12 protein-coding genes are annotated in these 12,899 nt (G+C 72.3%); 9 read left to right on the top strand and 3 right to left on the bottom strand.

Annotated elements, in window-relative coordinates; all coding sequences use genetic code 11:
• Positions 1 to 9 precede the first annotated feature (9 nt).
• The 8 genes from AB0J87_RS39410 to AB0J87_RS39375 all read left to right on the top strand — a co-directional run bounded on the left by AB0J87_RS39410 (position 10) and on the right by AB0J87_RS39375 (position 9,726).
• Positions 10 to 1,410 (top strand): FAD-binding oxidoreductase, encoded by a 1,401-nt coding sequence (locus tag AB0J87_RS39410; protein WP_363974347.1) that lies wholly within the window; start codon positions 10 to 12, stop codon positions 1,408 to 1,410.
• 79 nt (positions 1,411 to 1,489) lie between these two features.
• Complete coding sequence (locus AB0J87_RS39405) at positions 1,490 to 3,058, top strand: MFS transporter (RefSeq protein WP_350727866.1); 1,569 nt, start codon at positions 1,490 to 1,492, stop codon at positions 3,056 to 3,058.
• A 26-nt stretch (positions 3,059 to 3,084) separates the two neighbouring features.
• The gene (locus AB0J87_RS39400; protein ID WP_363974344.1) at positions 3,085 to 4,206 is read left to right on the top strand and encodes an FAD-dependent monooxygenase; all 1,122 of its coding nucleotides are present in this window, start codon (positions 3,085 to 3,087) and stop codon (positions 4,204 to 4,206) included.
• A 228-nt stretch (positions 4,207 to 4,434) separates the two neighbouring features.
• Entirely contained in the window at positions 4,435 to 5,496 is a 1,062-nt protein-coding gene (locus AB0J87_RS39395) for an acyl-CoA desaturase (RefSeq protein WP_363974342.1), read from the top strand.
• A 55-nt stretch (positions 5,497 to 5,551) separates the two neighbouring features.
• The gene (locus tag AB0J87_RS39390; RefSeq protein ID WP_319713832.1) at positions 5,552 to 6,034 is read left to right on the top strand and encodes a cation:proton antiporter regulatory subunit; all 483 of its coding nucleotides are present in this window, start codon (positions 5,552 to 5,554) and stop codon (positions 6,032 to 6,034) included.
• 8 nt (positions 6,035 to 6,042) lie between these two features.
• Entirely contained in the window at positions 6,043 to 7,203 is a 1,161-nt protein-coding gene (locus AB0J87_RS39385; RefSeq protein WP_350727869.1) for a cation:proton antiporter, read from the top strand.
• A 17-nt stretch (positions 7,204 to 7,220) separates the two neighbouring features.
• A complete protein-coding gene (locus AB0J87_RS39380) occupies positions 7,221 to 7,814 on the top strand; it encodes a pentapeptide repeat-containing protein (protein WP_363974338.1) in 594 nt (197 codons plus the stop codon).
• Positions 7,815 to 7,866: 52 nt separating this feature from the next.
• On the top strand, positions 7,867 to 9,726 hold the full coding sequence (locus AB0J87_RS39375; RefSeq protein WP_363974335.1) for a hypothetical protein: 1,860 nt from the start codon (positions 7,867 to 7,869) through the stop codon (positions 9,724 to 9,726).
• Between the two features lie 6 nt (positions 9,727 to 9,732).
• On the opposite strand, the gene AB0J87_RS39370 is transcribed toward AB0J87_RS39375, so the two are convergent.
• Positions 9,733 to 10,587: a helix-turn-helix domain-containing protein gene (locus tag AB0J87_RS39370; protein WP_363974332.1), complete on the bottom strand. Its 855-nt coding sequence runs from the start codon at positions 10,585 to 10,587 to the stop codon at positions 9,733 to 9,735.
• A 113-nt stretch (positions 10,588 to 10,700) separates the two neighbouring features.
• Here AB0J87_RS39370 and AB0J87_RS39365 point away from each other — a divergent pair, with 113 nt between their 5' ends.
• The gene (locus tag AB0J87_RS39365) at positions 10,701 to 11,285 is read left to right on the top strand and encodes an NAD(P)H-dependent oxidoreductase (RefSeq protein WP_350727873.1); all 585 of its coding nucleotides are present in this window, start codon (positions 10,701 to 10,703) and stop codon (positions 11,283 to 11,285) included.
• 4 nt (positions 11,286 to 11,289) lie between these two features.
• Here the strand turns inward: AB0J87_RS39365 and AB0J87_RS39360 are convergent, their stop codons facing one another.
• Positions 11,290 to 12,303, bottom strand: coding sequence for a hypothetical protein (locus AB0J87_RS39360; protein WP_363974329.1), 1,014 nt, complete (start codon positions 12,301 to 12,303; stop codon positions 11,290 to 11,292).
• Positions 12,293 to 12,883, bottom strand: coding sequence for a copper resistance protein CopC (locus AB0J87_RS39355; protein WP_355195958.1), 591 nt, complete (start codon positions 12,881 to 12,883; stop codon positions 12,293 to 12,295). The genes AB0J87_RS39360 and AB0J87_RS39355 overlap by 11 nt, the downstream gene beginning before the upstream one ends.
• Between the last annotated feature and the right edge of the window lie 16 nt (positions 12,884 to 12,899).

Here is a 12,899-nt window from a genome sequence, read left to right as displayed (position 1 = left end):
AGGAGAGTCATGCAGGACCTAGAGCGACTGGAGCTGAAGTCGCACGACGTCGGGGGTCACCAACCGCGTTCCGTGGCGGGCATCGACGCTCCGCGCAGCCTCGACGAGGTACGCGCGCTCGTACGGCAGTCCATGAGGACCGGCCGCCGCCTCTACCCGATCAGCACCGGCAAGAACTGGGGCATGGGCTCGGCCGTGCCGGTCACCGACGACAACCTGGTCGTCGACCTGAGCGGCATGAACCGCATCCGCGGCCTCGACCTGGAAGCCGGCTTCGCGGTCATCGAACCCGGGGTGACCCAGGCACAGCTCGCCGAGGCGCTGCGCGACACCCCCTGGATGCTGAACGTCACCAACTCCTGCGCCGACACCTCCGTCGTCGGCAACGCCCTGGACCGCGGCGACGGCACCTTCCGCTCCCGGGTGCACGACGTGGCCGGGCTGGAGGCCGTGCTGGCAGACGGCAGCGTGGTCACCACCGGCGGGCTGGACCCGGCGGGGCGCTACCACGGCCGGGTCGCCGGGCCCGACCTGACGCCCGCCTTCGTCCAGCACAACCTGGGCATCGTCACCGCCATGGCCGTCGCCCTCGTACCGCGCCCGCAGACCGTCGGCCTCGTCTACGGCCGCATGCCGCGCTCCCAGGTCGGCGTCGCGCTCGACGCGATGGCCGGATTCCTGCGCCGCGGCAACCCCGCCGACGGGATGTTGCGCGTGCGCGAGCTGGCGCTCGTTCCGAGCCACGGCGACTGGTTCCTGCCCAGGGGCGTCGACCCCGACCTGTTCACCGTCATGGGGCCGCTGCTCGGCAGCGACGCCGCCGTCGAACTGGCCGAGGAGCTGCTGCGCAAGGCGCTCATCGAGGTCGAGGGCGCCGAGTCGCTGCGCGTGGTCGACGCGGCCGAGGTGGGCCCCGACGACCCGCTCTACCCGAGGGCGCTCATGTCCCAGGGCATCCCCACCTGCCTGGGCGTGCGCAACGCCCTCCGCGTCACCTCCTGCGACCAGATCGACGAGGGCCAGACCGGCTTCCTGGCGTTGATGCCGCTGATGCCGACGCACGCCCGCAGGACCGAACACATCCTGGCCGCCCTCCAGACGGCCGTGGACGCGCACACCACCGCGCTCATGGTCGAGTGGAACCTCGTCAGCCGGCACATGGCCAACGGCGTCATCCAGATCTTCTTCGAACGAGGCGCGCCGGACGCCCCCTACCGCGCCCACCAGCTCCGCAACGACGGCAACTGCCTGCTGCGCAGCCACGGGTGCGCCATCTACCGCTCCGACATCGACCACGCCGCCGCCGACGTGTGGTCGGAGACCAGCACCGCCAGCCTGGGCATGCTGCACCGGCTCAAGACCGCCCTCGACCCGGACGGCTTGCTCTCGCCCGGCCGCTACGGCGCATAACCGAACGACCCACCTCCGCCGGTCGCACATCCGGAGTGTGCCGGTCGGCGGAGACCACTCATAGCTTGGAGGTGACCACGTGCGTTCGTCACCAGCGCGGGGGACGAGCACCATCGACCGTCGTCACGCCGTGATGCTGCGGCTGGTCGGTGCGGGTGTCATGTTGACGGTGATGGCCGACACCACGGCCACCACCCTGGCAGTCGGAGTCCTGCGGTACACACCCGCCGGGGCCGGCATGCCGCTGGGCGACCTGGTCTGGCTGACCAGCGCGGCGTTCATCCCGATCGCGGCGCTGCTGGCCACCGCGGGCCGCTGGGCGGACCTGTTCGGCCGCCGACGGGTCCTGGCCGTCGGGCTCGTGGTGTTCGTCCTGGGCGGTGTCGCCACCGTCCTGGTGGACTCCTGGTCGTACGTCCTGGCGGCACGGGCCGTCCAGGGCGCCGGTGCCGCGGCGATGATCCCGGCCAGCCTCGGGCTGCTGCTCGGAGAGCTGCCGGAGTCGCAGCGGCGCGGCGCGATCGCTCTCTGGAGCTCCGCCTCCGGGCTGGGCTGCCTGCTCATGCAGGCGGGCGGCGGCTGGCTGGTCGTCTCCGTCGGCTGGCGGGCCCTGTTCGTCCCTGACGTCGTCATCGGCGTCGCGCTCCTGATCGCCTGCGCCGCGCTTCCGCCGGGTAAGCGCGCCGGCGCCAGGGGCCTGCCGGACGTCCTCGGCGCGTGGCTGCTCGCCGCGGGCATCGCGGTCATCGTGCTGGCCATCTCCAAGGCGATGGCCTGGGGCATGGACGTGGTGTGGCTGGCGCTGGCCGCGCTGGCCCTGCTGGGCGGCGCGTTCGCGCAGGCCAAGCACCACCGCCTGCCCGCGATCGACCTGGCCCTGTGGCGGCGTCCCAGATTCGTCTGGGGCTGGCTCGCGACCTGGGGCTTCGGCGCCCTGTCGTACGGGCTGCTGACCGTGCAGCCGCTGTACCTGCTCCACCTGGGCTACCCCATGCTCGAGGTGGCCATGTGGCTGACACCCACGTCGGTGGCGGTCGTCGTGACGAGCTTCCTGGCCGGGCGGATCGTCAAGCGGGTCGGCGCGTACGGGCTGATCTACGCGGGCTCGCTGCTGTGCGGCGGCGCCTGCGTGCTCGTGCTGACACAGGCCGGGCCCACCGTGTGGGGCCTGATCGCCAGCGTCGTGGTCGGCATCGGCGTCGGCGCGCTCGCGCCGGGCACCTCCGTCGCCACCACCCTGGCCGCCCGCCCCCACCAGTACGCCTCGGCCGTCGGCGCGGCCACCATGGCGCGCATGGTCGGCGGGGCCGTCGGCGTCGCCGTCGTGTCGGTCGTCATCGACCACCCGTTCATGACCGGCCCCTTCGCGGGGCTGGCCGGCGCGCTCGCGATGTGCGTGGCCATCTCCGTGCTGATCGGCGCGCTGGCCCTCACCAAGATCACCCGGCTGCGGACCGACCCGGGCGACGTCATGATCAAAGTGCCGCGCCGGATGCTGCTGGAACTGCGCATGACTCTCGCCACCGTGGCGGCGGAGGCCGACGCGTTGCTGCCTGCCGAGACCCGCACACCCCCCACGGACCACATCCCGCGGCCGCGGGCGGCCGAGCCAGGCCCGCTCGCCGGTTCCCGCGGGAACCCGAACTAGTTCAACCATTCGAAAGGGCTCTCGTCATGGCAACCACATCGTGCGACGTAGCGATCGTCGGCGCCGGGCTCGGCGGCTGCTTCCTCGCCTTGCTGCTGCGTCGCCGCGGACAGCGCGTCGTCGTCATCGAACAGGGACCATCGGTCCCCAGCGCGGGCGCGGACTTCCTCAAGCCCCCCGGGCTCCGGGTGCTGGCCCGGCACGGGCTGGCCGACTTGGTCGGACGCCATGGCCTCAGGCGCGACACCATCCGCTACTACCACGACGGCGACCCCATCCAGGAGTGCCGCTTCCCGGAGGGAGGCTTCCTCGTCCGCCCCTACCGGGAGCTGGTCGAGCTCATCTACACGAGCTGCGTCATGGAGGGCGTCGAGTTCTGGTTCGACGCCAGCATCGACGACATCGCGATCGGCGACGGCCGCGTGGAGGAGCTGACGCTCTCGAACGGGCGCAGGCTGCGGGCCGGCGTCGTGATCGGCGCCGACGGCACCAGGTCGGCCGTACGGCAGGCGCTCGACATCGAGCAGCGCACGCTGCCGTACGAGCGGCTGCTGATGCGGGTGGCCACCGTCCCGCTGACCGCCAGCGTCGCCCAGCTCAACCGGCTGTACTTCAGCTCGGAAGGCTGGTTCGCCTACCTCTACCCGATCAACAGGGACCAGGCCAGGGTGTTCGTCGGCCTGCCCCCCGAGGACGACAAGGAGATCTTCCAGGACGGCATCCCCGCGCTGCTCGACGCGCTGAAGAAGTTCGTCACCGACAGCTCGGACGCCTTCAACGTCCTCCAGCCCGCGACCTGGCAGCGGATCAAGGTCTCCTCGATGCGGGTGGCGGAGTACCACAGGGGCAACGCGGCGCTGCTGGGCTCGGCCGCGTTCGCCTGCCACCCCATGACCGGGATGGGCATGAGCTACACGCTGCACGACGCCGAGCTCCTGGCCGACGTGATCTGCGCGGCCGGCGGCGACGCGGACCTGCTCGATCGGCTGCTGTCCGCCCGCTACGAGCCCCGCAGGGACGCCCACAGGCAGCTGATCGACTACGGGGACGCCCTGGCCGCGACCTTCCACGACCGGTCCGCCTACCTCGCGGCCTTCCGCCCGGACCTGCACATCTACGGCGACGCCGCGGCCCTGCAGCCGATCTGAGCCGGTGTCCCCGCCGCCCGCCATTCCCCACCAGAGGTGAGGTCGTCCAGTGCCACGCTGAGTGCGATGGACCGGCCCTGTCCCCAGGCGGCGGGGGCGCCCACCGGGCGCCCCCATGGTAGGGCGGGCACTACCAAGAGAACGGGTGACAGCGGGGGTCCGCCGGACCCCCGTCTCTCGCGATGCTGATGAGTGATCACATACGACTCGTCAGCATCGGAGAGAAACGTGGGGACTGTGGGGACCGCCGCCGTTCGGCGCGGCAGCGACTTCGCGAGACTGTCACGCCGCATCGCCGAGGCGGGGCTGCTGGACAAGCGGCCAGGCTATTACGCGGCCAGGATCGGCATGGTGTCCGGGCTTTTCGCGGGGAGCTGGGCGCTGTTCGCCATGGTCGGGGACTCCTGGTGGCAAATCCCGGTCGCGGTGCTGCTGGCCGTGGCCTTCGCGCAGGTGACGCTCCTGGCCCACGACCTGGCGCACGGGCAGATCTCCCGGTCGCGGCGCATCAGCAGGATCGCCGGGCTGCTGGTGGGCAACCTGGCCGTCGGGCTCAGCTACGGCTGGTGGATGGACAAGCACACGCGCCACCACGCCAACCCCAACCATGAGGAGCACGACCCCGACGTCGCGCCCGACAGCCTGATCTGGTCGCAGAAGCAGGCCGAGGAGGCGCGCGGGATACCCCGGTTCATCGGGCGCTGGCAGGCGTTCCTGTTCTTCCCGCTGCTCACCCTCGAAGGCGTGAACCTGAAGGTGTCGAGCTTCCGCGCGCTGCGCCGTCCCTCGCTCAAGAACAGAGGGCTCGAAGGGCTGCTGCTGAGCGCGCACGTGCTCGCCTACCTGGGGGCGGTCTTCCTGGTGCTGCCCTTCGGCACGGCGCTGGTGTTCGTGATCGTGCACCAGGCCTGCTACGGCGTCTACCTCGGCTGCACGTTCGCGCCCAACCACAAGGGCATGCCGGTCCTGACCGCCGAGGACGAGCTGGACTTCCTCCGCCGCCAGGTCCTGACCTCCCGGAACGTACGCGGCGGGCGCCTGGTCAACACCGCGCTCGGCGGCCTGAACTACCAGATCGAGCACCACCTGTTCCCCAGCATGCCGACCGCGAACCTGCGCAAGGCGCAGCCCATCGTCCGCGAGTACTGCGAGCGGCTCGGCGTCGACTACCTCGAATGCGGCCTGTTCGCGTCATGGAGCCAGGCCCTGCGGCACCTGCACGAGGTCGGACGCCCGCTACGCGAGGCATCGAGGGCGACCGGGCCCGCCTCTGCGGAGCAGAGGCCATAAGCAGGTGTTGGTAGGGTTTAGTCGCAAATAGGCGGATCTGAGCGGGTGGGGATAGGTGGAGGTCGAACAGACAGCGCTGCCGGGAATCGGGCTACGACACGACTTCACCACCCGCAAAGGACAGCGGGTCGGCGTCGTGTCCCATCGCACCGGTCGCCGGGACCTGGTGATCTACGACGCGGACGATCCCGACGCCGTCTGCCACGTGGTCAAGCTCAACGACGAGGAGGCCGACGCCCTGGCCGAGCTCCTCGGCGCCCCCCGCATCGTGCAGCGGCTCAACCAGCTGCACGAGCAGGTCGAGGGCCTGGTCAGCGTGCAGCTGCCCGTCCCTGACGGCTCCCCCTACGCCGGGCGCCCCATGGGTGACGCCCGGGTGCGGACCCGTACCAGCGCCTCCATCGTGGCCGTCGTGCGCAGCGGGCGGGTCTTCGCCAGCCCCGGCCCCGACTTCGTGTTCGCCGCGGGCGACGTCGTGGTCGTCGTGGGCAGCGAGGACACCACCGCCGAGGTGGCCGGCATCCTGGCGGACGGGTAGGGCCGCGGGTGCACCACACCGCGGTCCTCTTTCTCGAGTTCGGTGCCATTGTCCTCGCCCTGGGAATCCTGGGCGCCCTCGCGCTGCGCGTGGGCATCTCGCCCATCCCGCTCTACCTGATCGCCGGCCTGGCGTTCGGGACCGGCGGGGTGCTGCCGCTGGCGACCAGCGACGACTTCGTCTCCGTCGGCGCGGAGCTGGGCGTCGTCCTGCTGCTGCTGACGCTCGGCCTGGAGTACAACGCCGACGAGCTGGTCACCAGCCTGACCGGCAACGTCCGCGCGGGCATCGTCGACCTGGTGCTGAACGCCGCCCCCGGCGCGATCTGCGCATTACTGCTGGGCTGGGGCCCGGTCGCGGCCGTGGCCATGGCGGGCGTCACGTACGCCACCTCCTCCGGCATCACCGCCAAGGTGCTGTCCGATCTGGGATGGATCGGTAACCGGGAGACGCCGACGGTGCTGTCGCTGCTGGTCTTCGAAGACCTGACGATGGCCGTCTACCTGCCGATCCTGACGACCATCCTGGCCGGGCTGAGCCTGGCCAGCGGGGCGGTCGCGGTGGGCGTCGCGCTGCTGACCGTGAGCGCGGTGCTGGTGGTGGCGCTCAAGTTCGGGCGCTTCATCGAGGCGTTCGTGGCCAGCCCCAACAACGAGGTGCTGCTGCTCAAGGTGGTCGGGCTCGCCCTGCTCGTGGCCGGGCTCGCCCAGCAGCTGAACGTGTCGGCGGCGGTCGGCGCGTTCCTGGTCGGCATCGCGCTGTCCGGCGAGCTCGCCGAGGACGCGCAGGCGCTGCTGGCGCCGCTGCGCGACCTGTTCGCGGCGGTGTTCTTCGTCTTCTTCGGCCTCCAGACCGATCCGGCGAAGATCCTTCCCGTGGCGGGGCTGGCCGCGCTGCTCGCGGTGGTCAGCATGATCACCAAGCTGCTGACCGGCGCGTACGCGGCCAGGCGGGCGGGCATCGGCAAGGCGGGTCAGGCGCGGGCGGGCATCGCGCTCATCCCGCGCGGCGAGTTCAACATCGTCATCGCGGGCCTGGCGGTGGGCGCGGGCGCCCACCCCGACCTGGGCGCGCTGGCGGCGGCGTACGTCCTCATCCTGGCGGCCTTCGGGCCCCTGGCGGCCAAGCTCGTGCAACCTCTCATCACCTCCATCGCCAAGCGGTCCTGATCCGCTAGTTTGTTCGCATGACCCAGCCCACCGAGAAGACGATCTGGTCCACCGACTGGGACAGCCTGGAGATCTCCGGCGAGAGCCATCGCCGGGTGCTGTTCCAGGACGTGGACATGACCGAGCTGGTCGATCACGGCTCCTCCTTCGAGGAGTGCCACTTCAGCAACGTGCGCTTCAACGTGTCGGTCCACGACGACGCCCGCTTCGTCAACTGCACGTTCACGCGGTGCTCGTTCTTCGACGCGACGTTCGACGGGTGCAAGCTGACCGGCAGCGTGTTCGACGGGTGCACGTACGGGCTGCTCAAGGTCGAGGGCGGTGACTGGTCGTACGTCGGCCTCGCCGGCGCCGACCTGCGGGGCAGCGTCTTCCGCGGCACCCGGCTGCGGGAGGCCGACCTGTCGGGCGTCCGGCTGGAGGGCGCCGAGCTGCGGCGGGCCGACCTGTCGGGCGCGTCGCTGCGCGGCGCCGACCTGACGCGGTGCGACCTGCGCGGCAGCGACCTGAGCACGCTCGACCCGCTCACCGTCACGCTCAAGAACGCGATCATCGACCCGTTCCAGGCGACGGTCGTGGCCGGCGCGCTGGGGCTCGACGTACGCGAGTAGGCGGCCGCGGAGATCGGCTGCGGATACCGGGCGGGCAACGCAGTATGGCCGTGTGAAAATCACCGATCTCCTCCCGGCCGAGCGGGCCGTGGCCGAAGCCGTGCCCCACGGCAGGGAAGTCGACCTGCGCTCGGGCGACCTCGACCCGGCCGTTCGCGCGCAGGCTCTGGCCGAGCTGCTCCTCGGCGAGCACGACGGGCCCAAGCCCGCGCTGCGCCTCATCGGCGCCCGGATCACCGGCCTGCTCCACCTGGCCTTCGCCGAGATCGGCTTCCCGATCACCCTTGAGCAGTGCGTGTTCGACGAGGCGCCCGACCTGTACCAGGCGCGCACCCGGTTCCTCAGCCTGAGCGGCTCCACGCTGCCCGGCCTGATCGCCTCGAACATCCAGGTGGACGGCAACCTGCGCCTGGCCGGCTGCCACGTCACCGGCGAGCTGCGCCTGTCCGGCGCGCGCGTCAGCGGCAACCTCAACCTCAACCGCGCCCACCTGGACAACCCGGGCGGGGTCGTCGTCAACGGCGAGCACCTCGACGTCGGGGGCAACCTGCGGGCCCAGGACGGCTTCAGCAGCCACGGCGAGATCTTCCTCACGGCCGCGCGGATCGGCGCCGCCGTGAACCTCGACGACGCCCGCCTGCACGCGCCCGGCGGCATGGCCCTCGAGGCGTCCAATCTGACCGCCCAGGTGGGCCTGCTCGCCCGGAGGATGACCGTCGACGGGGAGATCTGCGTGCGCTCCGCCCGCGTCGGAGGGCCGCTCACGCTGCGCGGCTCGCGCGTGCGCAACCCCGGCGGCATCGCCGTGCGCGGCGGCGGGCTCAACGCCGAGGGCGGCCTGTTCCTGTCGCTGGTCGAGACCGAGGGCCAGGTACGCCTGGGGAGCGCCGCCGTCGCCCGCTCGCTCAACCTCGACGGCGCCACCCTGCGCAACCCGGGCGGCGTGGCCCTGGCCGGCGACGGCCTCACGGTGGACGGCGCCCTGCACGCCCGCGACGGGATGACCGTGGAGGGCGAGATCAGCCTGCTCGACGCCTCCGTCACCGGCCCCGCCCACTTCGAGGGCGCCAGGCTGGCCAACCCAGGCGGCTCGGTCCTGACCGCCAACGGCATCACGGTCGGCAAGGTGCTCAACCTGTGCAGCGGCTTCTCGGCCCAGGGCCGGGTCCGCCTGACCAACGCGCAGGTCGGCAGCCGCCTGTGCTTCGACGACGCCACGCTGGAGGCCCCCGGCGAGGTGGCGCTCAAATGCTGGCGGGTGGAGGCGCGCGAGCTGGCCCTGCGCACCGCCGCGCCTGTCCGGGGCACGGTGGAGCTGCGCCACGCGCGCATCGGCGTCCTGCGCGACGACCCCGGCGTCTGGCCGGACGCGATGCGCATGGACGGGCTCGCGTACGAGGTGCTCGACCCCATGCTGCCCGCCGCCGGCCGGCTCGGCTGGCTGCGCAGGGATCCCGAGGGCTACCTGCCGAACGCGTACGAGCAGCTCGCCGCGATGTACCGGCGGCTGGGGAGCGACGCCGACGCCCGCGACACGCTCCTGGCCGGCCAGCGGCGGCGGCGCGCCACCCTCCCGTGGTACGCCGGGCTCTGGGGCCACCTGCAGGACGTCACCGTCGGGTACGGCTTCCGCCCCTTACGCGCGGCCGCCTGGCTGCTGGCGCTCCTGGCCGTGGGCACGATCGTGTTCGGCCTGGCCGAGCCGCCGCCGCTGAAGCCGGGGGAGGCGCCGCCGTTCCACGCGCTCGTCTACACGCTGGACCTGCTGCTGCCGATCGTCGACTTCGGGCAGGAGAAGGCGTTCAACCCGCTCGGCGGGACGCAGTGGCTCGCGTACGGGCTGATCGCCGCCGGCTGGGTGCTGGCCACCACGATCGCCGCGGGCCTGACCAGGTCGCTGCGCCGCGCGTAGGGGCGGTCAGCCGCTGACGGCGCGCAGGGCGCCCGGAAGGCGGCCGGTCAGGCGGTCGAGCGCGGCCGAGGTGGCGGCGTCGGCCGGCAGGTAGACGACCACCCGCTGGTCGTCGTAGGAGAGCTCGAGCTGCTCGCGCTTGAGCCGCAGCTCCCCGGCCAGCGGATGCGCCAGCCGCTCCACCGGGGCCGGCAGCGGCGGGGCGGGCCGGGCCGGCCGCCCGCTGAACGCCTCGCCCGCCGCGAAGGACAGCTCCGCGACCAGCTCCTGCGCGAACGGGTCGGCCTTGGTCGCCGCCAGCTTGAGCGCGGCCGCGTGCTCGTCGGCCACGCGGTCCCAGTCGGGGTAGGCGGTCCTGGCCCGTGCGTCGGCGAAGACGTACCTGACCATGTTGGGTGGATCGCCGTCGAGCAGCCCGACCGGGCCGTACAGCCGCTCGAACCCCGTCGTGCGGGCGAGCACCTCGCCCACCCGGTTGAGCAGCACGGCGGGCGCGGGCTCCAGCCGGTCGAGCACCGCCCGCACCGTCGGGCGCACCGTGCGGGCCGGGGCCTCGGCCGCGGCCGGGCACAGCCGCACGTCGCCGCTGGCCACCTTGGCCAGCTGACGCACGTGGACACGCTCCTCGTGGGTCAGCCGCAGCGCGTCGGCCAGCGTGATGAGCACCTGCGTGGACGGGTTGCGGTCGCGGCCCTGCTCCAGCCTGGTCAGGTATTCGACGCTCACCCCCGCCAGGGTGGCCAGCTCGGACCTGCGCAGCCCCGGCGTGCGCCGCCGCGGGCCGCCGGGCAGCCCGACGTCCTCGGGCTTGACGGCCTCCCTGCGGGAGCGCAGGAACGCCCCCAGTTCGTTGTCATCCACGGGCCACGAGTGTAGGCCCGGCGACCGGCCCGTAGCGTGGCCCCGCGAGGGCCAGTCTCAGCGCGGTCTCCCTAGCCCGCCCGGTGTCCACGAGCCTGGGACGCATGGAGAACATGACATTGGCAGTGATCACCGGCAGCGTTCGCGAAGGGCGGTTCGGCCCCAGGATCACGGAGTGGCTCACGGAGCGGGCGCGCACGCACGGGCTGTTCGACCTCGACGTGATCGACCTGGCGCAGACGCCGCTGCCCGCGGTGATGCCCGCCACCCCCGAGGAGCTGGCCGACGTGGAGTCCCGCCCGGAGGACCTCAGGCGGCTGGCCGCGCGGCTGGCGGCGGCGGACGCGTTCGCCGTGGTGACGCCGGAGTACAACCACAGTTTCCCGGCCTCGCTCAAGAGCGCCATCGACTGGCACTTCACGGCGTGGATGGCCAAGCCGGTCGCGCTCGTCTCCTACGGCGGGTACGGCGGCGGGGTGCGGGCGGCCGAGCACCTGCGGCCGGTCTTCGCCGAGGTGCACGCCGTGACGATCCGCAACACGATCAGCTTCGACCAGCACTGGAGCCGGTTCGGCCCCGACGGCGAGCTGCTGGACCCGGAGGGGCCCGACGTCGCCGCCAAGGCGCTGCTCGACCAGCTCGGCTGGTGGAGCGGGGTGCTGCGGGACGCCCGCCGGACCACCCCCTACGTGGCCTGAGGCCCTAACACAGGGCCATCGCCGTCTGCCACACGCCGGGCAGCGCCGCCAGGACCAGGTCTCCCTTGCGGCGCCGGTCCCGGCGCGTCTCCGCCCCCAGGTCGGCCAGCAGGTCGCGGAAGCCGTCCTCGTATCCGTGCTCGTCCGCCTGTTCACCCGCCTGCTCACCCGCCAGGGCCCGCTTGGCCAGGCAGCGCGCGTAGGTGGCCACCAGCCAGAAGACCGCCTCCCGGTGCAGGCCGCGCCCGATGAGCTCGCGGGTGCCGTCGATGGCGATGGGCCGCGCGGCCGGGGTGATGTCCGAGTCGAACGGGTAGGAGGGGACGCGGACGGCCGCCGTGGCGTCGAACACCTTCTCCAGCACGGCCAGGTGCCGCTCGACCCGCGCCGCGCTCAGGTGCGCGGCGCCCAGGAGTTCGAGCAGGCTCTCGTGGAAGTCCAGCCGCCCGTGCTCGGCGAGCAGCTCGCCCACGTCCACGTAGCGGCGCCGGATCGTGGGGTTGCGCAGCGCCGCCACCAGCAGCACGTGGGTGGTCACCCCGGTGCCGAACAGCCACGAGTTGACCTGGTCGGGCAGGGGAGCCCGCTCGTCGATGCCGTTGATGAACCCGCGCACCCGGTCCATGGCGTTGGTGCACCGGGCCAGGATCCACGGCCGCTCGGCGAAGTCGCGCGAGACCACCCGCTGGATCTCGGTCAGCCGCCCGGACGGGTCGGCCAGCACGCAGGGGAGGTGGAAGCTGCCGGCCAGGTGGTAGTCGCTCAGCACCTCGTGCGTGGAGCCCAGCTCGGAGACGGAGGAGACCTCCAGCAGGACCCCTCGGTAGGCGAACTTGCCCAGGCGGACGGGCTGGTCCGCGATCACGATGACGTCCACGTCCGAGGTCGCGGCCAGCTCGGCGGCCGGGTCGGCCCACAGGGCCGACCCGGTCAGGAAGGCCCCGTCGAAGCCCGGTAGCGCGGCGCCTTCCTCCAGCACCCACTGCCGAGCGATCTGTCTGGCTTCCTCAATCCGCATCCACTTCCTCCCGATCTGGGCCGCGGCGCGCGGTCCGGATCAGAACGAACGCGCCCAGCACGACAAGCACCACCAGCCCGCCCCAGATCCAGCCGGGAACCCCCGCGGAGGCCGCGGGCCGCTCGCCGGCCGCCGCGGCGGACCCGACCGCCCGGGGCGGCGTGCTCGCCGTCGGCCCCCCGCCGATGGACGAGGGCGAAGCCGATGAAGAAGGTGATCCTTTCACGCTGAAGGGGATTTCGCCCTCAATGGGATGCCCGTCGGACGAAACCACCCGCCACGCGATGACGTACGGGCCCGGGGGGAGCGGCTGCGGGACGTCGGTGAGCACCTTCGGCCCCTCGAGCACCGGCTTGCCGAGCGGGACCTCCTTGCCCGCCGCGTCGTGCAGCACGACGAACGGGAACTTCACGCTCGCGCTGTATTCGAGCTCGATCTCGTCGACCGAGCCGACCTGGGAGTTCTTGGCAGGCGAGCTGCTCTTGAGCGCGTCGTGCGCGAACGCCGGGGACGCGGGGAATATCAGGACGAGGGCGCACGCGAGTGCCGCCCCGATGATGTGTCGTGGCAGGAACGCCATGATGGGTCTCCAGAAC

The sequence above is a fragment of the Nonomuraea sp. NPDC049625 genome, from assembly GCF_040675285.1.
Taxonomy (GTDB): domain Bacteria; phylum Actinomycetota; class Actinomycetes; order Streptosporangiales; family Streptosporangiaceae; genus Nonomuraea; species Nonomuraea angiospora_A.
Note: the sequence above shows the minus strand (reverse complement) of the source record. Positions and strands in the feature narration are given on the sequence as shown.

Coding starts and splice junctions, on each gene's coding strand:
- AB0J87_RS39410 (WP_363974347.1), top strand. CDS start 10: ATGCAGGACCTAGAGCGACTGGAGCTGAAGTCGCACGACGTCGGGGGT.
- AB0J87_RS39400 (WP_363974344.1), top strand. CDS start 3,085: ATGGCAACCACATCGTGCGACGTAGCGATCGTCGGCGCCGGGCTCGGC.
- AB0J87_RS39380 (WP_363974338.1), top strand. CDS start 7,221: ATGACCCAGCCCACCGAGAAGACGATCTGGTCCACCGACTGGGACAGC.
- AB0J87_RS39365 (WP_350727873.1), top strand. CDS start 10,701: ATGACATTGGCAGTGATCACCGGCAGCGTTCGCGAAGGGCGGTTCGGC.
- AB0J87_RS39360 (WP_363974329.1), bottom strand. CDS start 12,303: ATGCGGATTGAGGAAGCCAGACAGATCGCTCGGCAGTGGGTGCTGGAG.
- AB0J87_RS39355 (WP_355195958.1), bottom strand. CDS start 12,883: ATGGCGTTCCTGCCACGACACATCATCGGGGCGGCACTCGCGTGCGCC.